We start from the raw sequence: 24,147 nt of genomic DNA, 5'->3' as shown, positions 1-24,147 counted from the left end.
CCTCCAGCGCCAACCGGCCCGGCGGGCGAGGGCCGCTCCGGCGGCGGAACCCGTCGCCGGAGGATCCCGACCCTCACGACCGCCGGTGCGGTGGGGCCCTCATTCCCGGCGGGGGATCAGCGCCCGCACGGCCGCCCGTGGAGCAGCACCTTCACGACCGGCGGTGGATCAGGTCGAAGATCGGGCGACCCGCCCGCAGGGCCCGGCGTTCGAACTTGGTGACCGGGCGGTGGGCCGGGCGGGGAGCGAAGCCGTCGAAGGCGTCGGCCAGCCCCGGGTCGGCGTCCAGCGTCTGGCGCATCGCCTCGGCGTACTCGGCCCAGTCGGTGGCGCAGTGCAGGGTTCCGCCCGGCGCCAGCCGGGAGCGCAGCAGCGCGACGTGGGCCGGCTGGATGATCCGCCGCTTGTGGTGCCGGGACTTGGGCCAGGGATCGGGGAAGAAGACGTGCACGGCGTCCAGCGAGGCCTCCGGCAGGCCCGCGACCAGGTCCAGGGCGTCGCCCTGCGCCACCCGTACGTTGCGCAGGCCGTGCCGGTCCACCAGGTCCAGCAGGTTGGCGATGCCGGGCGTGTGCACCTCGACCGCCAGGTAGTCCCGGTCGGGGTCGGCGGCGGCCATCGCGGCCGTGGTGTCGCCCATCCCGGAACCGATCTCCAGCACCAGCGGGGCCCGGCGGCCGAACAGGGCGGCCAGGTCCACCGGCGTGCCGGGCCGCTGCGGCACGTCCAGGCCGAGGACCGGCCAGAGCCGCTCCAGGGCCTCCGTCTGGCGGCTGCTCATCCGGCCTCGGCGCGGATGGAAGGTCCGGATCGGTCGGGCGGCGGGCGGCGCGACGGCGGCGGGGGAGTCGATGTGGGTCACAGCGACCCGAGCGTACGCGACGACCGCGCCGAATCGGATGTGATGTTCGCCCGGGGATGAGAGGATCCATCCCGTACGGCAAACCGGGCGTCTGGTGGTGCCCGGCACTACCCCGAACAGGCCGGGAGGGGGCGTCATGTCGGTGCACCGCGGCGGTGTGGCGCTGGCGGTCGCGACCGTGCTGGTCGGCCCTCTGCTCGCGGCCACGCCGGCTTTGGCCGCCCCGCGAGCCGCCGCCGCTGTGCCGCCCAGCGTGGCCCTGCCGCCCGGCGTCGCCCCGCTGGCCCTGGCCGGGGCGCCCCAGCCGGGGCCGCCGGGGCCGAACGTCTTCGTCGAGGTCAGCCCGAGCACGGTCGAGCCGGGGTTCCTGGTGGGGATCCGGGCCAGCTGCCGGGACAACTTCGTCCCCGCCACCGTGGTCTCGGATGCCTTCGGCCGGGTGCAGGTGCAGCCACAGGGCGGCACGTTGACGGCCGCCCCGATGGTGCGCGAGCGCACCCGCCCCGGCAACTACCGGATCAAGCTGGAGTGCCGCGACGGCGAGACCGCCTCGACCATGCTCCAGGTCGTCAAGACCGTGAAGCCCAGCCGTGGCCCGGCGACCGGGTTCGGTGGCGGTGGCGGTGGCTTCACCGGCGGGCTGCTGCTTCCGGGCGGCCTCGCCCTGACCGTGACCGGCATCGTGCTCGCGGTGCGGGCGGCCCGCCGGCCGCGTACCGCCCGTGGCGTCGCCCGACGCTGAGCCCGGTCATGGCCCCCACGCCCGCCCCGAAGCCGGCCGCCGCAGCGGCCCGGGATCCCGGCCGCCGTCCCTGGTCGATCCCGCTGGCAGTGGTGCTGGTGCTGGCCGGGGTCTTCGCCACCGGCGCGGGGCTGGGGCGTACGGCCGGGCCGTTCGACTGGGCCGCCGGCGGCGGGCAGGACCGACCGGCACGCATCGAGAGCGGGGCACTGTCGGCCAGCCGGCCGGTGCGACTGTCGGTCCCCGCCATCGAGGTGTCCGCCCCGGTCGCTCCCGTGGGCCAGGCCCGGGACGGGTCGATCGCGGTCCCGCCGCTGGAGCGCGCGGACGAGACCGGCTGGTACGACCGCGGCCCCACCCCGGGCGAGCCCGGTCCGTCGGTCATCGTCGGGCACGTGGACACCAAGCGGGGCCCGGCGGTCTTCTACGACCTACACAAACTGCGCCCGGGCGACACTGTCGACGTCACCCGGGCCGACGGCTCGGTCGTGGTGTTCCGGGTCGACTCCGTGGAGCACTTCCCCAAGGAGCGGTTGCCGGCGGAGCGCGTCTACGGCGACGAGGGGCCGCCGGGCCTGCGCCTGATCACCTGCGGCGGCGACTGGCTGGGCGGCCGGACGGGCTACGCCGACAACATCATCGCCTTCGCCACGATGCTCTCCTCCCGCCCCGCCTGAGCGCGGACCCACGCGGCGAGCGACCGGTATGGCTCGGACAGTTCACGCGACGTCGTTCGCGTGGCCGAGCAGGACGGCGGTGGCCGAAGCCTCCGCCCAGGAATCGCGACGGATCAGGAGGCGCCCGGGACCTGCTGGACGACCTCGAACTCCAGCAGGCTCGCGCCGGAGGCGACCGGGGGACGCTTCTCGCCCGTGTCCGCGTGCGCGGCCCGGGACGGGCCGGCGGCCCAGTTCTGGTACGCCTCCTCGCTCTCCCACTTCGTGTACACGAAGTAACGGCTCTCCCCGGCGACCGGGCGCAGCAGCTCGAAGCCGAGGAAGCCGGGGGAGTTCTCCACCGCCCCGGCCCGGGCGGCGAACCGCTTCTCCAACTCCTCGCCGGCGCCGGGCGGGACGTCGATCGCGTTGATCTTCACGACTGCCATGGCTCCAGCCTAGCCACGACGCCGGGGTCTCAGAAGGACTCGACCGCCGGAACCAGGTCGACGTCGACCACGATCGGCGCGTGGTCGGAGGGGCCCTTGCCCTTGCGCGCCTCCCGGTCCACGTACGCGGAGCGCACCGCCCGGACGAACGGCGCCGAGGCGTACACGAGGTCGATCCGCATGCCCTTGTTCTGATGGAACATGCCCGCCCGGTAGTCCCAGTACGTGAACGGGTGCGGGCCCTTCATGGGCGTGGGCACCACGTCGGAGAGCCCGAGGTCGCGCAGCGCCGCGAGGGCCGCGCGCTCCGCCGGGGTGACGTGCGTGGAGTAGGCGAACACCGCCGGGTCCCAGACGTCGGCGTCGGTGGGCGCCACGTTGAAGTCACCGCAGACCGCCAGCGGCAGGCCGCCGGTCAGCTCCGTCTCCAGTGCGTCGCGCAGCGCCGCGAACCAGTCCAGCTTGTACGTGTAGTGCGGATCGTCGGGGGCCCGGCCGTTCGGCACGTACACCGACCAGACCCGGACCCCGTCGCAGGTCGCCGAGATGGCGCGGGCCTCGGGCTCGGGGAAGCCCGGCTCGCCGGTGAACCCGACCGTCACGTCGGCCAGGCCGACCCGGGACAGGATGGCCACCCCGTTCCACCGGCCGTCGCTGTGGCTGGCGACCGTGTAGCCCAACTCGCCCACCTCGGCCACGGGAAAGGCGCCGTCGGGGCACTTCGTCTCCTGGAGGCAGACGACGTCCGGCCCGGTGCGGGCCAACCAGTCCAGCAGCCGGGGCAGGCGGGCCTTCACCGAGTTCACGTTCCAGGTCGCCAGACGCATGTGACCAGCCTGCCCCATCCCCCCGCGCGTCGCCGGGTCAGCTGCCCGGGGTGTCGCCCGGGCGGGTCTGCTCGGCCAGGAACCGCTCCAGCTCGGCGCCCAGTTCGTCGGCGGTGGGCAGCGGCCCGGCCTCGGCGGCGAGCAGGTTCTTCTCGCCCCGGCCGCGCGCGAACGCGTCGTACTGCTCCTCCAGGGCCTGCACCAGCTGGGCCGCGTCGTCGGTCTGGGCGACCTGCCGGTCGATCTCCACCCGGACCACCTCGGCCGCCGAGCGCAGGCCGTCGCGGGGCAGCAGCAGCCCGGTGCTGCGCGACACGGAGGCGAGCAGTACCTCGGCGGCGGCCGGATACTCCGTCTGCGCCACGTAGTGCGGCACGTGGGCGGCGAAGCCGAGGGCGTCGCGGCCCAGCTCGCCGAGGCGGTACTCCAGCAGGTGCCCGACGCTGCCCGGCACCTGCACCCGCTGCAACCACGGCTCGTAGCCGGCGATCAGGTCGCGGCGGGTGGCGTGCGCGGTCACCCCGGCGGGCCGGGTGTGCGGCACGGCCATCGGGATCGAGTTGAGCCCGACGGTGAGCCGGACGTCCAGCCGCGTCGAGATCCCGGCGACCGCGGCCACGAAGCGCTCCCACTGCAGGTCCGGCTCCGGGCCGGTGAGCAGCAGGAAGGGCGTCTCGTCGTCGTCGCGGAGCAGGTGCAGCTCCAGCGCCGGGGCGTCGTACGACTCCCAGTGGTCCTCGACGAAGGTCATCACCGGGCGGCGGGAGCGGTAGTCGAACAGCTGGTCGACGTCGAACCGGGCGATCGGGCGGGCGTCGAGGGAGGTGAGCAGCTGCTCCCTGGCCAGACGGGTGGCGCTTCCGGCGTCGACGAAGCCGGTGAGGGTCTGGATCAGGACCGGCTGACCGAGGTCGGGCAGATCGTCGGTGAGCTCGTAGAGCTCGTGTGGGTCGAGCACCGGTGCGGACCTCCCTGGTCGTGCGTACGGGTCGCCGCGCGGAAGCGGCACCCGGTTCGAGGAACGTACCCGCCATCCTCGTGCATTCCTCGCCGCACCCCGCCGCGGGTCGGCACATGACCGGTAATCGGGCGTATGCCCGCAAGCCCACCGTCGGACCACGGAAGATGGCAATCAGCGAGGGGCCCTCGGCCCCCCGTGGCAGCGAGCGCGCCTGCGCGGGTGGGACCACGACTCGGGTCGTCGTGGGGTCCCGGAGGCCGGGCAGTAGGCTGCCTCCGGCCACAATGGACGGTTGCGGTCCGGGCAACAGGGGTACAGGTGTTGTCACTTCCAGGTACACATGGAACAGGCACACCGACTGGAGGACGACATGTCTCTGATGCAGCGGATCAGCACCTTCCTGCGTTCGCCCAAGGGTCAGCAGCTGATCGACCGCGGCCGGCGCGAGCTGGCCAAGCCCGGCACCCAGCAGAAGCTGCGCGGCCTCGCCGCCAAGCTCCAGAACCGCCGCTGACCCGTCACCGACGATCCTCTCCGACCCCCAGGAGACCCAGTGACCGATCCCGCGCCCGCCGACGACCAGTCCGTCGCCGGAGGACCGCAGCCGCCGGCCGTGGTTCCGGCACCCACGCAGGACGCCCCCGAGGCGCCGCCGCTGAAGCTCTGGGACCGGATGCGGGAGGACCCGCAGTACGCCCCGGAGCACCTCGCCCTGGAGGCCGTACGCCGGCTGGGGCCGGAGGCGGCGCAGTGGGCGGCGCGGGTCCGGGCCGAGCAGCCCGGGGCCTCCGCCGACGCACTGGCGGAACAGGCCGTACGCAAGTTCGTCAACCACGCCCGGCTCTCCGGGGCGGTCTCGGGCGCCGCCGGGCTGCCCGGAGCCGTGATCGACGTCGGCGTGCTGGCCTGGACCCAGGCCCGGATGGTGCTGCACATCGCCGCCGCGTACGGCGTCGACCCGCTGCACGGCGACCGGGCCACCGACCTGCTGGTGTTGCAGAAGGTGCACAAGGTCGCCGAGAGCGCGCGGCTCGCGCTCGGGGTGGCCGCCGGCCGGGAGCGCGCCGGGGCCCTCTTCGGCAGCGGCGGGCAGAACCCGCTGGGCAGGGTGATGCTGCGCCTCGGCGTACGACTGGCCCAGATGGCCGGGGTGCGCGCGGCCAAGCGGATCTTCGCCAAGGTGGTGCCCGGCGCGGCGATCGTCCTCGGCACCTGGGCCAACTCGTCGGCCACCAAGGACCTCGCCGTGCGTTCCCGCGCCCTCTACCGCCAGCAGGCCGGGCCCGCCCTCCCCGCACCCCGCCGGCCCTGACCCGGGCCACCGGACGCCGACCCCGCCGCCCGGTCCGTCAAGGGCCGGTGCGGCCGGCCGCGGTCAGGAACCGAGGCCCGAGGCGCGCCACGCCACCTCGGCCAGGCGGTCCTGCCCCGCGGCGTTGGGATGGAACCAGTCCAGCGGGTTGACCAGCTCCAGGTCGAACCGCACCCGGTGCACCGCCCCGCCGTCGTACCGGCAGCGTGAGCCGTACGCCCTGCACGCGGCGGCGAGTTGGGCGTTGTAGTCGGCGATCCGCTCCCGTACGGCCGCCCGGCGGGCCCGGTCCAGCGGATCCGTCGAGGTGGGGTTGGCCAGCAGCGCCGGGCAGACACCGCGCCGCCAGGCCCGTACGGCCCGCGCGTCGGTGTGCCCGACCTCCCAGAGCCGGTGCAGGTTCGGCACGCTCACCACCAGCACCCGGGCCTTCGGCCGGCCCTGCCGCAGCACCCGCAGTCCGCGGTCCACCTCGGCGCGGAACTGCTTGACCGGGGTCATCGCCTCGATGCCGCCCCGGCACACGTCGTTGGCGCCGATCAGCACGGTGACGTGGTCGACGCGGTCGCGTACCGCCCGCTGGGCCTGCCCCTCCAGCGCCGCCGCGCGGGCCCCGGGGCTGGCGTGGTTGTACGCCCGGCCCCGGATCGCCGGCTTCCGATCCAGCAGCCGCCGGTAGAAGCTGTCGACGCGCAGCCCGTCGCCGGTGGACCACGAGTTGCGCTCGCACGAGACGAGCGCCAGGCAGGAGCCGAAGCCGGTGCTGATCGAGTCGCCGAGAGCCGCGATGCCGCCGGGCGCGCCGGGCGACGGCGTCTCCCGGGGCGGGCGGGAACCGGTCTCCCCGCTGCCCTCGCAGGCGAGTGCGACCAGCGCCAGCAGGCAGGCGGCCACGGTGACCCAGCGTCGAGGCATATCATCCCCAGTCCCGCAGCGGAGAGCGACAGCGCGGTAACTCTAGGCGCGGTCGCGGCTGGGCCGCGTGCCGCTGTCGGCTATGCGGCAGAGCACTTCTGCGACGCGAGTCGGCGTGCTAGCGGGTCAGCGGCCCGCGCGCCCCGGACCGGGGCGGGTTAAGCGGGACGATCGGGGGTAGGTCGGTGCAATGACGAGATCGCAGCCCCGGCGTGCCCGTGGCACGGTCGGCCACGCGTACAGCGCGCTCAACCTGCGGCTCCTGCTCGCCGGGTTCGGCCTGGTGACCATGACCGTCTTCGCCGTGCTGGCGTTCAACGCCGACCTGGTGTGGCTGGGTGTCCTCTGCGTGGTCTTCGCGGTGATCGCCGTGGTCGACCTGATCATCATCCAGCGCCGCCGCGCCGCCCGCCGCCGGGAGGAGCCGGGAGCCCGCCACTCACTCTTCGAGTGACAGGAGTACGAGATGCCCATCGCGACCACCAATCCCGCCACGGGACAGACGCTCAAGACCTACGATCCGATGTCGTCGGAGCAGATCGACGCCGCGATCGAGCGGGCCGACCTGGCGTACCGCCAGCTGCGCGGCACCACCGTCGAGCAGCGCGGACGCTGGCTGAACGCGGTGGCGGACCTGCTGGAGGCCGAGCGCGACGACACCGCCCGGCTGATGACCACCGAGATGGGCAAGACGTACGCCTCGGCCAGAGCGGAGGTCACCAAGTGCGCCGCCGCCTGCCGCTTCTACGCGGCGAAGGCGGCCGACTTCCTCGCCGACGAGCCCGCCGACGCGCAGGCGGTCAACGCCACCCGGGCCTTCATCCGCTACCAGCCGATCGGGCCCGTGCTCGCCGTGATGCCGTGGAACTTCCCCCTGTGGCAGGTGCTGCGCTTCGCCGCGCCGGCCCTGATGGCCGGCAACACCGGTCTGCTCAAGCACGCCTCCAACGTGCCGCAGACCGCGCTGCTGCTGGAGGACCTGTTCCGGCGCGCCGGCTTCCCGGAGGGGGCGTTCACCACCCTGCTCGTCGGCTCCGCCGAGGTCGACCGGGTGCTCAGCGACCCCCGGGTACGCGCGGCGACGCTGACCGGCAGCGAGCGCGCCGGCCGCTCGATCGCCCAGATCGCCGGCCGGGAGCTGAAGAAGACCGTGCTGGAACTCGGCGGCAGCGACCCGTTCGTGGTGATGCCGTCGGCGGACCTGGACCGGGCCGCCGAGGTCGCCACCACGGCCCGCTGCCAGAACAACGGCCAGTCCTGCATCGCCGCCAAGCGGTTCATCGTGCACGCCGACGCCTTCGACGCCTTCGCCGAGAAGTTCGCCGCGCGGATGTCGGCCCTGCGGGTCGGCGACCCGATGGACCCCGACACCGACGTCGGCCCGCTGGCCAGCGAGGGCGGGCGCGACGAGATCCACGCCCAGGTACGCGACGCCGTCGACCGGGGCGCCACCGTGCTCTGCGGCGGCGAGCCGCCCGCCGGCCCCGGCTGGTTCTACCCACCGACCGTGGTGACCGACCTGAGGCCGGAGATGCGGATGTGGTCCGAGGAGGTCTTCGGGCCCGTCGCGGGCCTCTACCGGGTGTCGTCGTACGAGGAGGCGGTCGAGGTGGCCAACGGCACCTCCTTCGGCCTGGGCTCCAACGCCTGGACCCGTGACCCGCAGGAGCAGGAGCGCTTCGCCACCGACCTGGACGCCGGGAACGTCTTCGTCAACGGAATGACCACGTCGTACCCCGAACTGCCCTTCGGCGGGGTGAAGAACTCCGGCTACGGCCGCGAACTGTCCGCGCTCGGCATGCGGGAGTTCTGCAACACCAAGACCGTCTGGGTGGGCGACGGGGCCGCGTCGGCCGGGGCCGGGGCGCACGCCGAGTAGCCCCGCGTCCGGGCCGTCGGCGTAGCCGGAGCCCGCGCTGGGTACGGAGTGACGCCATGACGGTGTTCGGCTTCCACGCGTCCCACGAGCAGATCCATCCCCGCGCCCTGCTGGAGGCGGTGATCCACGCCGAGCGGGCCGGCTTCGACGCCGCCATGTCCTCGGACCACTTCGCGCCCTGGAGCGAGCGGCAGGGCCAGTCCGGTTTCGCCTGGTCCTGGCTGGGGGCCGCGCTCCAGGCGACCAACCTGCCCTTCGGGGTGGTCAACGCCCCCGGGCAGCGCTACCACCCGGCGATCATCGCTCAGGCGATCGGCACCCTGGGGGCGATGTACCCCGGCCGGTTCTGGGCCGCGCTGGGCACCGGCGAGGCGAGCAACGAGCACATCACCGGCGATGCCTGGCCGCGCAAGGACGTCCGCGCCGCCCGGCTGCGCGAGTGCGTGGACGTCATCCGCGCGCTGCTGGCCGGCGAGGAGGTCAGCCACGACGGCCTGGTGCGGGTGGACCGGGCGAAGCTGTGGACCCGGCCGGAGCAGCCGCCGGCGCTCATCGGGGCGGCGGTCAGCGTGGCGACCGCCCGCTGGTGCGCCGAGTGGGCGGACGGTCTGATCACCGTGAACGCCCCGACCGCGCACCTGCGGCAGATGATCGACGCGTACCGGGACGCCGGCGGGCGCGGGCCGCTGCACCTCCAGGTGCACGTGAGCTGGGCGCCGGAGCAGGCCGAGGCCGAGCGGCTCGCGTACGAACAGTGGCGCAGCAACGTCTTCGCCCCGCCGGTCTGCTGGGACCTGGAGACCCCGGAGCACTTCGACGTCGTCTCGCAGGACGTGCCGATGGAGAAGGTCCACGAGGTCGTCAACGTCTCCGCCGATCTCGGCCGGCACGTCGGCTGGCTGGAGGAGTACCTGGAGCTGGGCTTCGACCAGATCGCCCTGCACCACGTCGGGCAGGAGCAGCGGGACTTCATCGACACGTTCGGCGCCGAGGTGCTGCCGAAGCTGCGCAGCGCCGGCTGAGCGGTCCCGGCCCGGATCGGAGCGACCCGGCTCAGGGCAGGCGGCGCACGAGCACCTGCCCGGGCCACGGGTCGCGCCCCGGGCGTTCGACCGTGAACGGGTCGGTGGCCGTGAACCCCTGCCGCTCGTACCACCGGACCAGCGCGCCGTCGCCGCCCGCGTAGCAGTCCACCCGCAGCAGACCGAGCCCGCGCTCCCGGGCCAGCTCCGCCGCGTGTGCCAGCAGCCGGCCACCGATGCCCGTGCCGGCGTGCGCCCGGTCGGTGACCAGCAGGTTCACGTACAGCTCGGGTTCGGTGGCGGGCGGCACGTACTCGGTGGCCGCCCCCACCACCAGCGCGCCGACGGGACGCTCGGCGAGCGTCGCCAACCACAGCCCGCCGCCGGTCGCCCAGGCCTCCGCCTGCGCGATCCGTCGCGGGTCGGTCGAGGCCGGTCCGGTGCCCCACTGGCCGGTGCGCCCCCGCGCCACCAGCCAGGCGGTGGCGTCGTCGAGCAGCCGCAGCACGGCGGGCGCGTCGGTGGGGTCCCCGGGACGCAGACCCCGGCTTCGCTGGTCGGTCATGACGGACATGCTGCTACAGCGACGCACGCCTGCGCGAGCAGGCCGGACCGGACGTCGGCCCCTCGACGCCGCCCAGCCGGAGGGCGCTCCTCCGTGCTCGTGCTGTCGAGCCGATGTCGTGGAGGACTCACCGCTCCGGGCGCCAGCCGCGCCAGGACGTCACGGCCCCCCGCCCGAGTCGCCGGAGCTGGCGGTGCCCATCGTGCTGGGATCCCCGCCGTACCCCTCGCCGCGGATGCTGCCCCGCCCACGGCGCCGGCCGTCCCGGCGGGACTCCCGGATGGCCTTGCGCGCCGCCCTCAACGCCGCGTCCCGCCCGTCGGGCGGCGACGCCCGCCGCCTCCGCAGCGGCAGTACGACTAGGGTGACGGCGACGGCCGCCACCACGATCCCGACCGGGATCCACCCCGTCGCATCCATGGTGGTGATGGTAGGCAGGCTCCGCCAGGCAGCCAGCCGGTCCAGGCGTGCTCAGGGCAGCGCCCGGCTCCGGGGCTGCGCCAGCGGCATCGACGGCGGTGTCACGCCGGGGCAGCGGCGAAGGACTCGATCAGATCGAGGTCGGCCGGCTGGAGGCCCTGCCGGGAGCGCGGTGCGATCAGCAGCGCGCGCCCCTCCCGGCACAGCCCGTCGCGTACCGTCCCGGGACCCGGGATCGCCTCGTCATCGGTCCAGACCAACCGCCGCCCCTCGGCGAGCACCCGGGCCGCGGCGGCGCGCTTCAGCGGCCAACAGTCCGCGCCGCGCGGCATCGGGTCGGCGTCGAGCGCGGACGCCAGCGGCGGCAGCCGCCACAGCCGTTCCAGCCGGTGCGCGTCCGGGCACCAGGTGCTGCACCAGCGCACCTCGACCGCACCGCCCACGTGCAGGCACCGGATCCGGTCGAGCAGCGCGGGCGCCCAGCGGATCCGGTACGACACCTGGTCGGTGTCCGACCACACCGTGCTGCGGCGTGGCGGTGCGCTCCAGCCGGGCCGGTCGGCGTTGACGACGCCGTCGACGTCCAGCAGCCACACCGGCCGGTGCGCGTGGGACAGGGGATGGCTGGGCATGCGCCGTACCGTAGGGCAGTCCACGGCCTCCGGCGAGTTCTTAACCCAGGTCGCGCGCCCGGCCGTCCGGCGTGGTGGCCTCCCTGGTGCGGAGGCCACCACGTCCCGGCGTATCCCGGCTGGGCGTCGCGGTCAGGAGAGCGTGCAGGCCGCGCCGTTGACGGTGATCAGACCGGGTGCCGGGTTGGCGCCGCCACCGGTCAGCGCGTTGAGGCCGAACGTGACCGTGCCGCCGGGGGCGATCCGGGCGTTGTACGACTCGTTCTTCGCGGTGACCGTGGCCCCCGCCTGGGTCACCTTGGCCAGCCACGCCTCGCGTACCTGCTGGTCGCCGGTGAAGGCGAAGCGGGCCGTCCAGCCGTCGACGGCGCTGGCGCCGGTGTTGCGGATGGTCACCTGGGCGGTGAACCCGGCGCCGCCCTGCCAGGCGCCGTAGTTGGTGTACGTGGCCGCGCAGGTCGGCGCCGGTACGGCCGCCGAGTCACCCTGGTCGGCCAGGAACGAGGCGAGCCAGGCCAGCGCCGAGTTCCAGTTGATGGCCACCTCGTTGGTCGCGTACGAGTTGATGTCGTCGACGTAGCAGAACATCGGCTTGCAGCCGGCGAGCAGCTTGGCGGCGAACGGGTCCTGGAGGGCGGCGTTGGGGCCGCCGGCCAGCGAGCCGGCGGGCGGCTTCGGCAGGTCCGGGTCGAGTTGGTGGCCGAAGATCCGGCTGTGCTGGTTCTCGGCGGCGTGCTCGCCCCACCCGGTCACGTACGAGATGTTCAGCGCGTTGCGCCCGAGGATGTAGTCCATCGCCCGCACCGCGCCGTCGCGGTACTTCGCGTCCCGGGTCAGGTCGAAGGCGGTGGCCAGTACGACCGCGTTGTTGATGATGTTGCTGTTGCCGCCCCAGAAGTAGCTGTCCGGGTCGCCGGGCATCGGCAGCCCGTACGCCTGCCGGGCCGCCTCGGCGAGGTGGGCGTCGGCGGCGGCGGTGACCGAGGCGCGGACGCGGGCCAGGTCGGCGGCCGGCAGCCCGTTCGGCACGGTGGCCAGGTCGAGCCGGCCCAGGGCGGCGACGCCCTGCCAGCCGAAGCCGCGCGGGTCGAACACGTTGCCGGTGTGGTGCGGCGAGGCGGTCAGGTCCGCCAGGTACGGCTGCTCCCCGGTGCTCAGGTAGAGCTCGGCGGCGGCCCAGTAGAACTCGTCGGTGACGTTCGTGTCGTCGTACGCGCCGCCGCCGGTGCTGTCGGCGGGGCTGGCGTACCGCGTCGGGTTGGCCTTCGCGGCGGCGTAGGCCGTCTTCGCCGCCGTGCCGCAGCGCTTCGCGAAGGCCGCGTCGTAGGGGGCGAACAGCCGCGCGCACTGGGCGGCGACGGCGGCCAGGTTGAGCGTGGCGGCGGTGGACGGCGGGTGCAGCTCGCGCAGCTCGGGGTCGTCGTGCGGGGCGAGCGGCAGCCCGGTCCAGTTCCGGTCGTGGATCTTGTGGTGGGCCATCCCGGCGAGCGGCTTGCCGGCCGGCACCTGCATGCGCAGCAGGAACTCCAGCTCCCAGCGGGCCTCGTCGAGGACGTCCGGCACGCCGTTGCCGCGCTCGGGCACCCGCAGCGTGCTGTCGCCGAGGGCCGCGCCGTGCCCGGCCGTGGCGGCGGTCCTGGTGCGCTCGAAGGTGTTCAGCAGCTGGTAGGTGGCGATGCCGCCGTTGACGACGTACTTGCCGTGGTCGCCGGCGTCGTACCAGCCGCCGCGCACGTCGAGGGAGTAGTCGCAGACCCCCGGCTGGCAGGGCACGGAGGTGTCGCCCTGGTTGGGCGCCACGTCGAGGTGCCCGGCCGGGCGGGCGTACTCCGCGCCGATCAGGTCGCCGTCGATGGCGATGCCGCTGCGCTGGGCGTAGAAGAACTGGAGGGCGTCGGCGCGCAGCCGGTCGTAGAGGGTGCCCGAGATGTCGAACGGGTGGCTGGTCTCCCCGTCGACGGTCAGGGTGAGCCCCGCTCCCGGCGTCCGGTACGTCGAGAAGTCAAGGGTCTGCACGTTCTGCCCGGAGGCGGCGTCGACGCCGCGCGGGGTGGTGGTGCCGCTGGCCAGGACCGCGCCGGCGGCCGACTTGAGCTGCCAGGGCAGGGCCTCGGTCGCCGTCGTCACCACGGTGGCGTTCTTCGGCCCGCCGGGCAGGTAGCCGACCTGGTTGACCCGCACCCGTGGCCCGGTGTCGGGCACGTACGGCTCGGGCGGGTCGCCGCCGCGCAGCGAGACGTCGTCGAGGCAGACGGTCTGCTCGGCCGCGCTGCCGCCCACCTGGAAGATCAGTTGGGCGGCCGGGTTGCCCTCGGCGACCGTGAACGTCTTCTCGAAGCGCTGGGCGGTGCCGCCGGCGCTGGCGTCGACGCTGGCGTACGTGGTGTAGGGGGCGGTGCCGAGTTGCAGGACGGCCTTGACGGCGGTGCCGGGGGTGGCGGAGACGTCGAAGCCGAGGGTGTACTCGGCCCCGGCGACCAGCGGCACGCCGTCCTGGCCGATGCCGGCGTCCCACGGGTTGGCCAGGCCGCCGGGCACGGTGGTGCAGAGCCGGCCGTCGGTGACCCCGAGCGGGCCGGTGCCGTAGGAGAACCAGGGGGACACGCCGGCGCTGAAGTCGCCGTTGTCGATCTGTTCCGGGGCGTCGGGGGGCGGTTCGGCGTGGGCCGCGCCGGCGGCGGTGGCGGTCAGGGCGAGGGTGGTCGCGGTCGCGAGCAGCGCGAGGCGACGGCGGGATGGCGTCACGGGTGTTCCTTCCGGACGACGTGCGGGGGACGGGAAGGTCGACACATCTGGGAGCGCTCCCAGACCGTGTCGATGGTTCCAGTGCCCCCGGCACCGTGTCAATCGATCCGGCTGGATGGTTTCGCGCCGCCGTACGGACCCGGGGGACAGTGAGATTCACCGCGCGACTCGCCGAGGTGTCGATCAACTAGAGACAACCGAGCCCTTCGCCTGGCAGGCTGCCACCCATGACCCTGAAGCTGCGTTCCGTGGGAACGAGCGACCGTGGGCTGATCCGCAGTGGCAACCAGGACGCCGTGCACGCCGGCACCTGGCTCGTCGCCGTCGCCGACGGCATGGGCGGGATGGCGGCCGGCGACCTGGCCAGCGCGATCGCCATCGAGGCGGTCGCTCCGCTGGACGTGGAGACACCGGAGCACGCGCTGGTGGCCGCACTGCAGAGCGGCATCGAGCTGGCCACCGCGCGGATCCGCCAGGCGGTCACCGAGGATCCGGAGCGGCAGGGCATGGGCACCACCCTGACCGCCCTGCTCTTCGCCCGTACGGGCAGCTGCCTGGCCCTCGCCCACGTCGGCGATTCCCGCGCCTACCTGTTCCGCGAAGGCGTGCTCAAGCAGATCACCCGCGACGACACGTTCGTGCAGCTGCTCGTCGACCAGGGGGTGATCACCCCCGACCAGGCCAGCAGCCACCCCCGCCGGGCGGTGGTGACACAGGCGTTGCAGGGCGAGGAGGTCTCCCCGGCGTACGCGACGATGGTGCCGTGGCCCGGCGACCGCTGGCTGCTGTGCAGCGACGGGCTGTCCAACGTGGTCCGCCCGGACACCCTCGCCGAGGTGCTCGCCGAGCACCCCGACCGCGCCGACTGCGCCCGCCGGCTGATCGACCTGGCGCTGCGCGCCGGCGGGCCGGACAACGTCACGGTGGTCGTCGCCGACGTCCTGGAGGAGTGAGCGGGGCGTCCCAGGGGCGGCCGTCGGTCGCCGTCGGGAGCGACGCAGCGGGCCCGCTCAGCGGCGGCGTGGCGTGGCGTGCCGGGTCGGCGGGGCCGTGGTCGGGTCCTCCGGCCAGGGGTGGCGCGGGTAGCGACCGCGCAGCTCCCCCCGTACCTGCGGATAGCCGGTCCGCCAGAACGACGCCAGGTCGGCGGTGACGGCCACCGGCCGCCCGGCCGGCGAGAGCAGGTGTAGCAGCACCGGCACCCGGCCGTCGGCGATGCGCGGCGCGTCGCGCCAGCCGAAGGTCTCCTGGAGCTTCACGGCGAGCACCGGCGCCGCCGGGTCGGCGTAGTCGAGCCGGATCCGCGACCCGCTCGGCACCGTGATCCGCTCCGGCGCCACCTCGTCCAGCCGGGCCGCCAGCGCCCACGGCAGCAGCCGGCGCAGCGCCCCGGCCACGTCGACCCTGGCCAGGTCGGCGCGGCGGCGCGCGCGGGCCAGCTCCGGGCCCAACCAGCCGGGCGCGTCGGCGAGCAGCGCCTCGTCGCCCACGTCGGGCCAGCCGCCGCCGAGCGCGTGCCGGCAGAACGCCAGCCGTTCGCGCAGGGCCCGCGCCGCCGGGGTCCAGGGCAGCAACCCGAGGCCGGTACGCCGCAGGCCGGTCAGCAGGGCCTGCGCCACCAACTCCGGGTCGGGCCGGACCAACGGCCGCTCGACGAGTTCGATCGCGCCCAGCCGTACCACCTCCCTGGCCACCACGTCCTCGCCGGCCCAGCCGACCTCCTGCCCGGTACGCAGCAGCGGCCCGCCCGCCTCCCGGGCGGTCGCCTCGTCGAGCGGGGTGGCCAGCCGCACCCGGGCGGTCGGCGCGCCGGGGGAGCGGTCCGCCACCGCGACCGCCAGCCAGTCGGCTCCGGCCAGCCCCGACCCGGGCGCCAGCTCCGCCGCGGTCCCGCCACTCATCAGGTACGCCGAGCCGCCCGCCCGCCGCACCCGGGCCAGCCGCTCGGGGTGGGCCAGCCCGACCAGCAGCCCGGCGGCCAGGTCGTCGGTCAACCGGCCCCGGCCCGCGTCGCCGGCCCGCGCGGGGTCGCCGGCCGATCGCGCCCGGCCGGTGCCTCCCGCCGCCGCGTCGGAACCGAGGGGCGGGCGGCCCTGGTCAGGCCGTGCCGCCGGGCCGGTGCCCTGCGCCGCGTCGGACGTGAGGGGCGGGCGGGCGCGGTCAGGCCCTCCCGTCGGCACGTCGGGCAGGGCGGCGCGCAGCCGGCGTACCTCCGCACGCCAGCGGGCGGTGGCACCCGGGTCCGCGCCCGCGCGTAGCCGGCGCCAGGCGGCGGTCAGGTCGTCGCCCGGCCCGGCGACGGTGTCCTCGGCGAGCAGCGCCACGACCTCCGCCGCCCGGTCCGCGCCCACCCGTGCGGCCCCGTCGAGCAGTGCCCGGGCCAGCCGGGGGTGTGCCCCGACGGCGGCGATCGCCCGCCCCCGGTCGGTGATCCGGCCGTCGGTGTCGAGCGCGCCGAGGGTGGTGAGGGTGTCGCGGGCGACGGCCATCGACGCCGCCGGGGGCGGGTCGGGCAGGGCCAGCCCGGTGCCGTCCGGTGACCCCCAGGCGGCCAGCTCCAGGGCGAAGCCGGTCAGGTCGGCGGTGGCGATCTCCGGCTCCGGTTGCGCGGCCAGCCGTTCGTGGGTGGCCGCCGACCAGCAGCGGTAGACGTGTCCGGGCGCCTCCCGGCCGGCGCGGCCGGCCCGCTGCGTGGCCGCCGCCCGGGACACCGTGACGGTGACCAACGCGCCCAGGCCGCGGGCCAGGTCCATCCGGGCGACCCGGGACAGCCCGGCGTCCACCACCACGCGGACGCCCGGCACCGTCAGGCTGCTCTCCGCCACCGCCGTGGCCAGCACCACCCGTCGCCGGTCGGCCGGGCGCAGCGCCGCGTCCTGGTCGGCGCCGCGCTGCCGGCCGTGCAGAGGCAGCACGGCGACCGTGTCGCGCAGCTCGGCCAGCCGGCGGGCGACGGCGGCGATCTCGCCGGCCCCGGGCAGGAAGACCAGCACGTCGCCGTCGCGCTCGCGCAGCGCCCGGCGCACCGTGGCCGCCACGTGGTCGAGCAGGCCCCGGTCGACCGGGCCGGCCCCGGGGGCGGGTACCGGCCGGGACGGCGGCGTCCAGATCCGGGTCACCGGGTGCAGTGCCGCCGACGCCCGCACGATCGGCGCGGGAGCGCCCCCGCCGCCGAGCAGCGCGGCGAACCGGTCCGCCTCCGGGGTGGCCGACATCGCCAGCAGCCACAGGTCGGGACGCAGCGCGGCCCGGGCCTCCACGGTGAACGCCAGCGCCAGGTCGGCGTCGAGCTGCCGCTCGTGGCACTCGTCGAGCAGCACGGCGCCGGTGCCGGCCAGCTCGGGATCGCGGTGCAGCCGCCGTACCAGGAGCCCGGTGGTGACCACCTCGACGCGGGTCCGGGGCCCGCTGCGGCGCTCGCCGCGTACGGCGTAGCCGATCCGTTCGCCGAGCGGCTCGCCGAGCAGCGCGGCCATCCGGCGCGCCGCCGCACGGGCGGCCACCCGGCGTGGCTGGGCGACCAGCACGCGTCCGGAGACCTCGTCGGCGACGGCCAGTGGGGCGAGGGTCGTCTTGCCGGTCCCCGGCGGGGCGACCAGCACCCCGGCGCCGGTCCCGCGCAGCGCCGCGACCAGCTCCGGCAGCACCGGCCGTACGGGCAGGTCGAGGGGCACGTCCGAGAGCACGGCCCAGTCTCGCACCGCCCCGGGCGTCACCCGGCCGGGGCGTACCCCGTCGATGTCGGTGCCGACGGCGTGTCAGGCGGACGCCGGGAGGCGGCCCGGGCGGCGTCCGGTGCGCGCCGGACACGGTGATGGCCGGGTCCGCCGACCCGGCCATCACCCACCCACCGTCAGTACGTGCCGTCGAGCTGCCCCCGCAGCTTGGTCAGCGCGCGGGCCAGCAGCCGGGAGACGTGCATCTGCGAGACGCCGATCTGCTCGGCGATCTGCGACTGCGTCAGGTTGCCATAGAAGCGCAGCGTGAGGATCTTCTGCTCGCGCTCGTCGAGCGTGGCGAGCGCCGGGCCGAGGGCGACGCGCAGCTCGGCCAGCTCGAACTCGCTGTCCTCGCCGCCGAGCATGTCGCCCAGCTCCGTCGCGCGGTCGCCGTCGCCGGTGGGGGTGGAGAGCGAGACCGCGTTGTAGGCGCGGGCGCCCTCCAGGCCCTCCAGCACCTCTTCCTCGGTGAGCTTGAGGTGGGCGGCGATGTCGGCGACCGTCGGCGAACGGCCGAGGGTCTGCAGCAGCGAGCTGTTGGCGTCGGAGATGGCCAGCCGCAGCTCCTGGAGACGGCGGGGGACCCGGATGTCCCAGGTGCGGTCGCGGAAGTGCCGCTTGAGCTCGCCGATGATGGTGGGGATCGCGTAGCCGGCGAAGTCGACGCCACGGGACGGGTCGAACTTGTCGATCGCCTTGATCAGACCGACCGCCGCCGTCTGGGCCAGGTCGTCGGTGGGCTCGCCCCGGCCGCTGTAGCGGTGGGCGAGGTGGTTGGCGAGCGGCAGCCAGGCCTCGATCGCCTTGTCGCGCAGTGCGGCGCGGGACGGGTGGTTGGCCGGCAGCGCGGCCATCGCGTTGAGCAGATCGGCGGCGCTGTCGGTGAGCGCACGCGGATCGAGCTTCGGGGTGGTGCTCGGCGCTGTTGTCGTCGCCTGTTCGGTGATCGTTGGCGCGGTCATGGGTGGTCCTCCCTGCACCTCGTCCGCGGATGAAAGCCGTGACGCTTAGGTTTAACTTCAGATGTCCGTTCGGAAGTCACCTTAGCCCGATCGGTCCGAGGAAATCTAGCCGAAAGTACGATGTACTTAGGTGATGTATCACCAGGATCCGGGTCAATCGGGCGAAGTTGATGCCGGCGGTGAGCCTGTCAACCTCGGGCATACGGCCGACGGGTCCGGCCGGACATCGACGGTTTCTTATCCGGGTGGCCCCGGCCGCCCGGCCGAGCGGTCACCGTCGCCCCGGATGACCGGCGTCGAATGTCGGCTTTCCGTCGTTGTCCCGTCGACAGGACGGGCCGTAGCGTGCGGTTACCAGCCCGCTGCCGGAGGTGCCGTGCTCGACCCCGCCGCTCCCCAACTCGTCGTCAACAGCCGCACGCTCTACTTCGGCTGGCTGCCGGCGGACCCGGACGCGGTCGCGGCGCTGGTCCCGCTCGGGCTGCGGCCGTCCCCCGACCGGTTGGTCTTCCTCAACCAGTACGTGGTCGACGACGCCTGCCAGACCTCCGGCTTCGGCGCGTACTCGCTGGCCTACCTCGGCGTGTCGCTGGCCGGGGTGGACGCGCCGGGCGGGATGCACGCCGGTGGCTGGTGGACGCATTACGTGACCTGTAGCGAACGGGTCCGCACCTACGCGGCGGCGCGGGGCGCGCCCGCAGTCGCCGGCCGCACCCGCATCGAGCGCCACGGCGGGGAGATCATCGCCGAGACGGAGATCGACGGGGTGCCGGTGATCCGGGCCCGCTGCCAGGTCGGCGAGACGGGCGGGACGGTCAGCAGCGGCCACCACCGCTACTTCACGGCTCGCGACGGGCAGTTGCTCAGCTCCGTGTACCCGTTCGTCGCCGAACCGGTCGACCTGTTCGTGGTCGAGTCCGTGGAGTTCCTGGAGCCGACGCACCCGATCTACGCGCTGCGCCCGGAGAACCCGCTGACGATCGGGTTCGGCTTCTACTCCCCGCGCGCCTCGTTCGCCTACCCGGGCGGACTGACGACCCACGTGGGGGACACCGGCACCGTCGAGTCCGGGCCCGCCCACGGCCGGGTCGACGCGCTCTCCGTACCCGCCTGAGGCCGCACCCGGCTCACCACGTGCCGGCCCACCGGGCCCGCAGCGGCCGGCCGTCGGGGTCGTAGACGAGCCGGTACGCCGGCAGCGCCCACATCCGCGTGTACCAGGGCAGCCGTTCGGCCCGGTGGGGCAGCAGCCGGCCGGGCGGCCGGGGCCCGGCCCGCCCGGCGTCGTACCACCGTCGCAGCGCGTCGGCGGAGGCGGTGATCGCCGCCACGGCGTCGGCGGGGTCGACCAGGTCGGCGTCCTCGCCGCCGTCGGGGTCGCGGTCCAGGTGCTCGCGCCACAGCCGCAGCCGCAGTTCCCGGGCGAAGACCCGGGCGCCGTCGCCGAGGCCGGCCGGGTCGGTCGGCGCCCGTTCGTCGCGGGTCCCGTCCAGCACCGCACAGGACAACTCGCTGTCGTGCGTCCAGGACCGGCGGTTGAAGTTGTCGCTGCCCACGCTGGCCCACACGTCGTCGACCACGCAGACCTTCGCGTGCACGTACACGGGGGTGCCGGCGTGGTTCTCCACGTCGAAGACGTGCACCCGGTCCGGGGCCGCCCGTGCGCAGAGCGACAGCGCCTGCTCGCGGCCGACCGTGTTCGGCGGCAGCGCCAGCCGGCCGTCCACGTCCGGAAAGCGGGGGACCACGGCCACCAGGTGCAGGTCCGGGTTGTCCCGCAGCGCCCGGGCGAACAGGTCGGCGACCTCCGTGGACCACAGGTACTGGTCCTCCAGGTAGATCAGTCGCCGGGCCCGCCGGACCGCCTTGGTGTAGCCGCGGGCCACCGTGCGCTCGCCGTCCGGGGCGAAGGAGTAGCGGGGCCGGACCGCCGGGTAGGTGCGCAGCACCTGGACGTGGTGCGGGCCGCAGGGCGGCGGATCGGGCGGCTGCGGCGGCAGCGGATCGGGCCGCAGGTCCGCCCCGCGCAGCCGGTCGCGCAGGAAGGCGAGGGGGTTCTCCGAGTCCAGCGGCATCGGGTCGGTCCACCGCTGCCGGAAGGTGGTGTCCAGCGCGCCCACCACCGGCCCCCGCACCGCGAGCTGCACGTCGTGCCACGGCGGATGCTCGCCGTAGCGGGCGGACATCAGCACCGCCTGCGGGTCGCCCCGGTGCGCGGCGTCGTCGCGTCGGCTGTGGCACAGGTCGATCCCGCCGGCGAAGGCGATGTCCCGCTCCGGCGCCCGGAGATGCCGCAGCACCACCAGCTTCTGGTGGTGCGAGCCGCCCCGGCGTACGCGCTGGTCGAGCAGCACCTCACCGCCGGCGGCGGAGACCGTCTCGCTCAGGTTGCGGTTCTCCGCCTCGCTGTAGGCCAGGACGTCGAGGTGGGAACGCCAGATCAGGCCCTTGACCAGCACGCCCCGCTGGGCGGCGCCCGCGAACAGTTGCGCCACGGTCGGTCCGTCCGGGCGCAACCGCTGGTCCGGGTCGCCCCGCCAGTCGGTGAAGAAGAGGTGGTCGCCGGGCTCCAGGGCCGTGACCTCGTCGACCAGCCGGTCGAAGTACGCGGCACCGTGAATCAGCGGCTCGGCGAGGTTTCCATCGCTCCAAACGGGTAACTCCGAGACCGGGTTGGCGCGTTCGGCTGCGCTCAGGAACCAGTTGCGTGGTGCCACCGTTCCAGCCCTCCGAGGTCGACAACGTCCTCACGGTAGGACCCGTGTCGCGGGTGCGCATCCCGACCGGCGCCCCGGTGATCCGGTCTGACATCCCCGACACCCGCCCCGATCACGACGCGAACACCGAGGAGGCCACACCATGCCCGGCGAGACGACGAACCCCGTGACCGAGTACCGCGAGCAGGCGGTCGAGTGCGAGCGGGGGGCGCTGGTCACCGTGTTGCTCATGGTGATCCTCGGCGTGGCGGGCATCTTCGCCGTCTCCTGACGCCGCGTCCCGCCGGTGGGCGCCCCCGGAACGGGGCGCCCACCGGCTGCGGTGTGGCTCAGGACCTGGGGGCCGGGCCGTCGGCGTGCGGCAGCCGCTCGGCGGGCACGACACCGAGCCGGCCGGCCTTGAAGTCCTCGAACGCCTGGATCAACTCGTCGCGGGTGTTCATGACGAACGGGCCGTAGTGCGCCACGGGCTCCCGGATCGGCTCGCCGCCCATGATGTAGAGATCCAGCGTCGGCGTGTGGCCGTCCTGGCTGGCGTCCGCCGTGAAGGTCAGCGCGTCGCCGGGGCCGTGCACGGCGAGCTGACCCGTGTGCACGGGCCGCCCGTCGGTGCCCACCGTGCCCCGCCCACCCAGCACGTAGACCAGCGCGTTGAAGTCGGTCCGCCACGGCAGGTCGACGCGGGCGCCCGGCTCCACGGTCACGTGGCTGATGGTGATCGGGGTGTGGGTGGAGCCCGGCCCCCGGTGTCCGGCGATCTCGCCGGCGATCACCCGGATCAACGCGCCGCCGTCGGGGGTGGTCAGCAGGGCCGCCTCCCGGCCGCGGATGTCCTGGTAGCGGGGCGGGTTCATCTTCGCGGCCCGGGGCAGGTTGACCCAGAGCTGGGTGCCGTGGAACAGCCCGCCGCTCATGACGAGGTGCTCCGGCGGCGCCTCGATGTGCAGCAGCCCGCTCGCGGCGGTCATCCACTGGGTGTCGCCGTTGGTGATCGTGCCGCCGCCGCCCTGCGAGTCCTGGTGGTCCATGATCCCGTCGATCATGTAGGTCACCGTCTCGAAGCCACGGTGCGGATGCCAGGCCGTGCCCTTCGGCTGACCGGGGGCGTAGTCCACCTCGCCCATCTGGTCCAGGTGGATGAACGGGTCCAGTTCGCCGACCGGCACGCCGGCGAACGCCCGGCGAACCGGGAAGCCCTCGCCCTCGTAGCCGCTGGGCGCGGTGGTCAGCCGGCGGACCGGGCGGAACGCGGTGGACTCGCCGAGCCGGGGCAGGCGGGGCAGGACGAGCACGTTGTCGACGGTGATGGCGGGCATCGGGGTACTCCTCAGCTGTGGGGGTGGGCGGTCGACGCGTCGCGGTCCGCGCGCAGGCGCCGGCCGAGCCGCTCGAAGATCCGGGTGAGGCAGGCGACCTCGGCGTCGTCGAGGTCGTCCATGAGGTGGGCGCGCACCGACCGCAGGTGGTGCGGGGCGGCCTCGCGCAGGGCCAGCAGCCCGGCGGCGGTGAGCACGGCCTCGCTGCCGCGCCGGTCGTCCGGACAGGATTCCCGGGCCACCAGGCCGCGCCGCTGCATCGTGGTGATCTGGTACGTCAACCGGCTCGGTGAGAAGACCAGGCGGCTCGCCAGCTCACCCATCCGCAGCCGCTGGCCCGGCGCCTCGGAGAGCAGGACGAGCACGTGGTAGTCGGCGAAGCTGAGCGCGCTGTCGGCCCGCAGGTCGTCCTCCAGCCGGGTGTAGAGCCGCTGACTGGCCTCGATGTAGGCGCGCCAGGCGGCGAGGCGGGCACTGTCCAGGCTCTCGGTCACGCCCCGACAGTAGCACTATTTCAAAATTTAACTAGTGCTCGTGACTGCGATCACCTGGCAACGCGGGAGACGTTCTACAGCTTTGAACTGCCGGCGCGGAACGCGGGCGGGGCCGGGGCGGAACGCGGAGAGCTCGGCGGAGCCCGCGGGGCTGAACGCGCTGCGGCCCGCGGGCGCGGGGCGCCTCGCGGGCCGCGTCCGGCCCGGGGCCGGGGCGCTTGCCGGCGGACCCCCTCAGCGGGCGGGTGCCGCCATGTGGATCCGGCCGAGGAGCTGACGGGCCTGCTCGGCGAACTGCGCGTCGACGATGACGGCGTACTGGCCGGCGCGCAGCGAGCTGGCCGAGGTGAAGTCGCGCCGCCCGCCGGTCATCGCGTGCGCGATCGCGCCGAACGCCGCCCCCCAGAGCGCGCCGACGAGCAGCCCGACGAGGATCACCGCGATCCAGTTGCCGGCCGTGAAGATGCCGAACAGCAGCCCGATGAAGAGTCCGAACCAGGCGCCCGTACCGGCGCCCAGCAGGGCCGCCCGCCCGGTGGTCATCCGCCCGAGCACGGTCTCGACCAGGGTGAGGTTCGTCCCGACGATGGCGGTGTGCTCGACCGGGAACCGGTTGTCCGCCAGGTAGTCGACGACCCGCTGGGCGGACGGATAGTCCGGGTACGACCCGATGCTCACGGTCGGTGGGCCGGTCTCCGGGCCATGCCCGTCGTGGCCGGGGGCGCTCGGCCGGCCGGCGGGACCGGACGGGAGGGTGTCGGCGCCCGGCATCCCGGGCCGCCATGCCGAGGTGGGACCCGATGGTGTGGTCATGAGCTCCTCCTTCGTCGACCGTCCGCGTTCCCGCCGCCGTCGCGGGGTAACGCCACCGCCGGACCGGATACCCGCAAGGGCGGTGCGTCGCGGTTGGCGGCGTGCGGGGGCGCAGGTGGCCGCGGTGGTCGCCGCCGCG

The 24,147-nt window shown here is 74.6% G+C and carries 25 protein-coding genes; 10 read left to right on the top strand and 15 right to left on the bottom strand.

Translation table 11 applies throughout. From position 1 onward, the window contains the following. Positions 1-151: 151 nt before the first annotated feature. On the bottom strand, positions 152-781 hold the full coding sequence (gene trmB, locus ACGFIG_RS23125) for a tRNA (guanosine(46)-N7)-methyltransferase TrmB (RefSeq protein ID WP_393006318.1): 630 nt from the start codon (positions 779-781) through the stop codon (positions 152-154). Positions 782-998: 217 nt separating this feature from the next. Here trmB and ACGFIG_RS23120 point away from each other — a divergent pair, with 217 nt between their 5' ends. Both ACGFIG_RS23120 and ACGFIG_RS23115 read left to right on the top strand, forming a co-directional pair. Beyond that, positions 999-1,604, top strand: a complete 606-nt coding sequence (locus tag ACGFIG_RS23120) for a hypothetical protein (protein ID WP_393006016.1) — start codon at positions 999-1,001, stop codon at positions 1,602-1,604. A gap of 8 nt (positions 1,605-1,612) precedes the next feature. Further along, a complete protein-coding gene (locus tag ACGFIG_RS23115; RefSeq protein ID WP_393006014.1) occupies positions 1,613-2,281 on the top strand; it encodes a class F sortase in 669 nt (222 codons plus the stop codon). A gap of 113 nt (positions 2,282-2,394) precedes the next feature. On the opposite strand, the gene ACGFIG_RS23110 is transcribed toward ACGFIG_RS23115, so the two are convergent. From ACGFIG_RS23110 to ACGFIG_RS23100, 3 genes are read right to left on the bottom strand one after another with little or no spacing between them, the layout of a single operon-like run. Further along, positions 2,395-2,709, bottom strand: coding sequence for an antibiotic biosynthesis monooxygenase family protein (locus ACGFIG_RS23110; protein WP_393006012.1), 315 nt, complete (start codon positions 2,707-2,709; stop codon positions 2,395-2,397). A 29-nt stretch (positions 2,710-2,738) separates the two neighbouring features. Further along, positions 2,739-3,536, bottom strand: coding sequence for an exodeoxyribonuclease III (locus tag ACGFIG_RS23105; protein ID WP_393006010.1), 798 nt, complete (start codon positions 3,534-3,536; stop codon positions 2,739-2,741). Positions 3,537-3,573: 37 nt separating this feature from the next. After that, positions 3,574-4,494, bottom strand: a complete 921-nt coding sequence (locus tag ACGFIG_RS23100) for a proteasome assembly chaperone family protein (protein ID WP_393006008.1) — start codon at positions 4,492-4,494, stop codon at positions 3,574-3,576. Between the two features lie 373 nt (positions 4,495-4,867). On the opposite strand from ACGFIG_RS23100, the gene ACGFIG_RS23095 reads away from it, so the two are divergent. After that, positions 4,868-5,011: a hypothetical protein gene (locus tag ACGFIG_RS23095; protein ID WP_393006006.1), complete on the top strand. Its 144-nt coding sequence runs from the start codon at positions 4,868-4,870 to the stop codon at positions 5,009-5,011. A gap of 39 nt (positions 5,012-5,050) precedes the next feature. Beyond that, on the top strand, positions 5,051-5,809 hold the full coding sequence (locus tag ACGFIG_RS23090) for an EcsC family protein (RefSeq protein WP_393006004.1): 759 nt from the start codon (positions 5,051-5,053) through the stop codon (positions 5,807-5,809). 63 nt (positions 5,810-5,872) lie between these two features. Here ACGFIG_RS23090 and ACGFIG_RS23085 read toward each other — a convergent pair whose 3' ends face one another. After that, positions 5,873-6,724, bottom strand: coding sequence for a GDSL-type esterase/lipase family protein (locus tag ACGFIG_RS23085; protein WP_393006002.1), 852 nt, complete (start codon positions 6,722-6,724; stop codon positions 5,873-5,875). A gap of 190 nt (positions 6,725-6,914) precedes the next feature. Between ACGFIG_RS23085 and ACGFIG_RS23080 the strand changes: the two genes are divergently transcribed. From ACGFIG_RS23080 to ACGFIG_RS23070, 3 genes are read left to right on the top strand one after another with little or no spacing between them, the layout of a single operon-like run. Further along, a complete protein-coding gene (locus ACGFIG_RS23080; protein ID WP_393006000.1) occupies positions 6,915-7,178 on the top strand; it encodes a DUF6343 family protein in 264 nt (87 codons plus the stop codon). Positions 7,179-7,190: 12 nt separating this feature from the next. Next, complete coding sequence (locus tag ACGFIG_RS23075; RefSeq protein ID WP_393005998.1) at positions 7,191-8,603, top strand: NADP-dependent succinic semialdehyde dehydrogenase; 1,413 nt, start codon at positions 7,191-7,193, stop codon at positions 8,601-8,603. A gap of 56 nt (positions 8,604-8,659) precedes the next feature. Continuing rightward, on the top strand, positions 8,660-9,625 hold the full coding sequence (locus ACGFIG_RS23070; protein ID WP_393005996.1) for a TIGR03885 family FMN-dependent LLM class oxidoreductase: 966 nt from the start codon (positions 8,660-8,662) through the stop codon (positions 9,623-9,625). A gap of 31 nt (positions 9,626-9,656) precedes the next feature. Here the strand turns inward: ACGFIG_RS23070 and ACGFIG_RS23065 are convergent, their stop codons facing one another. The 4 genes from ACGFIG_RS23065 to ACGFIG_RS23050 form a co-directional block, all read right to left on the bottom strand. Beyond that, on the bottom strand, positions 9,657-10,190 hold the full coding sequence (locus tag ACGFIG_RS23065) for a GNAT family N-acetyltransferase (RefSeq protein ID WP_393005994.1): 534 nt from the start codon (positions 10,188-10,190) through the stop codon (positions 9,657-9,659). Between the two features lie 159 nt (positions 10,191-10,349). After that, positions 10,350-10,610, bottom strand: a complete 261-nt coding sequence (locus ACGFIG_RS23060) for a hypothetical protein (RefSeq protein ID WP_393005992.1) — start codon at positions 10,608-10,610, stop codon at positions 10,350-10,352. 101 nt (positions 10,611-10,711) lie between these two features. After that, the gene (locus ACGFIG_RS23055; protein ID WP_393005990.1) at positions 10,712-11,242 is read right to left on the bottom strand and encodes a hypothetical protein; all 531 of its coding nucleotides are present in this window, start codon (positions 11,240-11,242) and stop codon (positions 10,712-10,714) included. Positions 11,243-11,374: 132 nt separating this feature from the next. Continuing rightward, positions 11,375-13,987: a glycoside hydrolase family 9 protein gene (locus ACGFIG_RS23050; protein ID WP_393005988.1), complete on the bottom strand. Its 2,613-nt coding sequence runs from the start codon at positions 13,985-13,987 to the stop codon at positions 11,375-11,377. Positions 13,988-14,214: 227 nt separating this feature from the next. On the opposite strand from ACGFIG_RS23050, the gene ACGFIG_RS23045 reads away from it, so the two are divergent. After that, on the top strand, positions 14,215-14,940 hold the full coding sequence (locus ACGFIG_RS23045; RefSeq protein ID WP_393005986.1) for a PP2C family protein-serine/threonine phosphatase: 726 nt from the start codon (positions 14,215-14,217) through the stop codon (positions 14,938-14,940). Positions 14,941-14,997: 57 nt separating this feature from the next. Here the strand turns inward: ACGFIG_RS23045 and ACGFIG_RS23040 are convergent, their stop codons facing one another. Next, on the bottom strand, positions 14,998-17,673 hold the full coding sequence (locus ACGFIG_RS23040; RefSeq protein WP_393006316.1) for an ATP-dependent RNA helicase: 2,676 nt from the start codon (positions 17,671-17,673) through the stop codon (positions 14,998-15,000). Between the two features lie 167 nt (positions 17,674-17,840). Further along, the gene (locus ACGFIG_RS23035) at positions 17,841-18,668 is read right to left on the bottom strand and encodes a SigB/SigF/SigG family RNA polymerase sigma factor (protein WP_393005984.1); all 828 of its coding nucleotides are present in this window, start codon (positions 18,666-18,668) and stop codon (positions 17,841-17,843) included. Between the two features lie 376 nt (positions 18,669-19,044). Here ACGFIG_RS23035 and ACGFIG_RS23030 point away from each other — a divergent pair, with 376 nt between their 5' ends. After that, positions 19,045-19,782, top strand: a complete 738-nt coding sequence (locus tag ACGFIG_RS23030) for a hypothetical protein (RefSeq protein WP_393005982.1) — start codon at positions 19,045-19,047, stop codon at positions 19,780-19,782. A 13-nt stretch (positions 19,783-19,795) separates the two neighbouring features. On the opposite strand, the gene ACGFIG_RS23025 is transcribed toward ACGFIG_RS23030, so the two are convergent. Further along, positions 19,796-21,385 (bottom strand): phospholipase D family protein, encoded by a 1,590-nt coding sequence (locus ACGFIG_RS23025; RefSeq protein WP_393005980.1) that lies wholly within the window; start codon positions 21,383-21,385, stop codon positions 19,796-19,798. A 142-nt stretch (positions 21,386-21,527) separates the two neighbouring features. Here ACGFIG_RS23025 and ACGFIG_RS23020 point away from each other — a divergent pair, with 142 nt between their 5' ends. After that, positions 21,528-21,656 carry a hypothetical protein gene (locus tag ACGFIG_RS23020; RefSeq protein WP_393005978.1) on the top strand — a complete coding sequence of 43 codons (129 nt, stop codon included), beginning with the start codon at positions 21,528-21,530 and terminating at the stop codon, positions 21,654-21,656. A gap of 58 nt (positions 21,657-21,714) precedes the next feature. Here ACGFIG_RS23020 and ACGFIG_RS23015 read toward each other — a convergent pair whose 3' ends face one another. The 3 genes from ACGFIG_RS23015 to ACGFIG_RS23005 form a co-directional block, all read right to left on the bottom strand. Next, positions 21,715-22,701, bottom strand: a complete 987-nt coding sequence (locus ACGFIG_RS23015) for a pirin family protein (protein WP_393005976.1) — start codon at positions 22,699-22,701, stop codon at positions 21,715-21,717. An 11-nt stretch (positions 22,702-22,712) separates the two neighbouring features. Next, positions 22,713-23,195, bottom strand: coding sequence for a MarR family winged helix-turn-helix transcriptional regulator (locus tag ACGFIG_RS23010; protein WP_121395498.1), 483 nt, complete (start codon positions 23,193-23,195; stop codon positions 22,713-22,715). Between the two features lie 234 nt (positions 23,196-23,429). Continuing rightward, positions 23,430-24,008: a general stress protein gene (locus ACGFIG_RS23005; protein WP_393005974.1), complete on the bottom strand. Its 579-nt coding sequence runs from the start codon at positions 24,006-24,008 to the stop codon at positions 23,430-23,432. Positions 24,009-24,147: the final 139 nt, after the last annotated feature.

The sequence above is a fragment of the Micromonospora sp. NPDC049048 genome (assembly GCF_043197615.1).
In the GTDB taxonomy this organism is placed as follows: domain Bacteria; phylum Actinomycetota; class Actinomycetes; order Mycobacteriales; family Micromonosporaceae; genus Micromonospora.
This window is presented reverse-complemented; position numbering and strand designations above follow the sequence as displayed.

Coding starts and splice junctions, on each gene's coding strand:
- ACGFIG_RS23085 (WP_393006002.1), bottom strand. CDS start 6,724: ATGCCTCGACGCTGGGTCACCGTGGCCGCCTGCCTGCTGGCGCTGGTC.
- ACGFIG_RS23105 (WP_393006010.1), bottom strand. CDS start 3,536: ATGCGTCTGGCGACCTGGAACGTGAACTCGGTGAAGGCCCGCCTGCCC.
- ACGFIG_RS23055 (WP_393005990.1), bottom strand. CDS start 11,242: ATGCCCAGCCATCCCCTGTCCCACGCGCACCGGCCGGTGTGGCTGCTG.
- ACGFIG_RS23065 (WP_393005994.1), bottom strand. CDS start 10,190: ATGACCGACCAGCGAAGCCGGGGTCTGCGTCCCGGGGACCCCACCGAC.
- ACGFIG_RS23095 (WP_393006006.1), top strand. CDS start 4,868: ATGTCTCTGATGCAGCGGATCAGCACCTTCCTGCGTTCGCCCAAGGGT.
- ACGFIG_RS23035 (WP_393005984.1), bottom strand. CDS start 18,668: ATGACCGCGCCAACGATCACCGAACAGGCGACGACAACAGCGCCGAGC.
- ACGFIG_RS23115 (WP_393006014.1), top strand. CDS start 1,613: ATGGCCCCCACGCCCGCCCCGAAGCCGGCCGCCGCAGCGGCCCGGGAT.
- ACGFIG_RS23020 (WP_393005978.1), top strand. CDS start 21,528: ATGCCCGGCGAGACGACGAACCCCGTGACCGAGTACCGCGAGCAGGCG.
- ACGFIG_RS23070 (WP_393005996.1), top strand. CDS start 8,660: ATGACGGTGTTCGGCTTCCACGCGTCCCACGAGCAGATCCATCCCCGC.
- ACGFIG_RS23045 (WP_393005986.1), top strand. CDS start 14,215: ATGACCCTGAAGCTGCGTTCCGTGGGAACGAGCGACCGTGGGCTGATC.
- ACGFIG_RS23080 (WP_393006000.1), top strand. CDS start 6,915: ATGACGAGATCGCAGCCCCGGCGTGCCCGTGGCACGGTCGGCCACGCG.
- ACGFIG_RS23075 (WP_393005998.1), top strand. CDS start 7,191: ATGCCCATCGCGACCACCAATCCCGCCACGGGACAGACGCTCAAGACC.
- trmB (WP_393006318.1), bottom strand. CDS start 781: ATGAGCAGCCGCCAGACGGAGGCCCTGGAGCGGCTCTGGCCGGTCCTC.
- ACGFIG_RS23110 (WP_393006012.1), bottom strand. CDS start 2,709: ATGGCAGTCGTGAAGATCAACGCGATCGACGTCCCGCCCGGCGCCGGC.
- ACGFIG_RS23015 (WP_393005976.1), bottom strand. CDS start 22,701: ATGCCCGCCATCACCGTCGACAACGTGCTCGTCCTGCCCCGCCTGCCC.
- ACGFIG_RS23060 (WP_393005992.1), bottom strand. CDS start 10,610: ATGGATGCGACGGGGTGGATCCCGGTCGGGATCGTGGTGGCGGCCGTC.
- ACGFIG_RS23120 (WP_393006016.1), top strand. CDS start 999: ATGTCGGTGCACCGCGGCGGTGTGGCGCTGGCGGTCGCGACCGTGCTG.
- ACGFIG_RS23005 (WP_393005974.1), bottom strand. CDS start 24,008: ATGACCACACCATCGGGTCCCACCTCGGCATGGCGGCCCGGGATGCCG.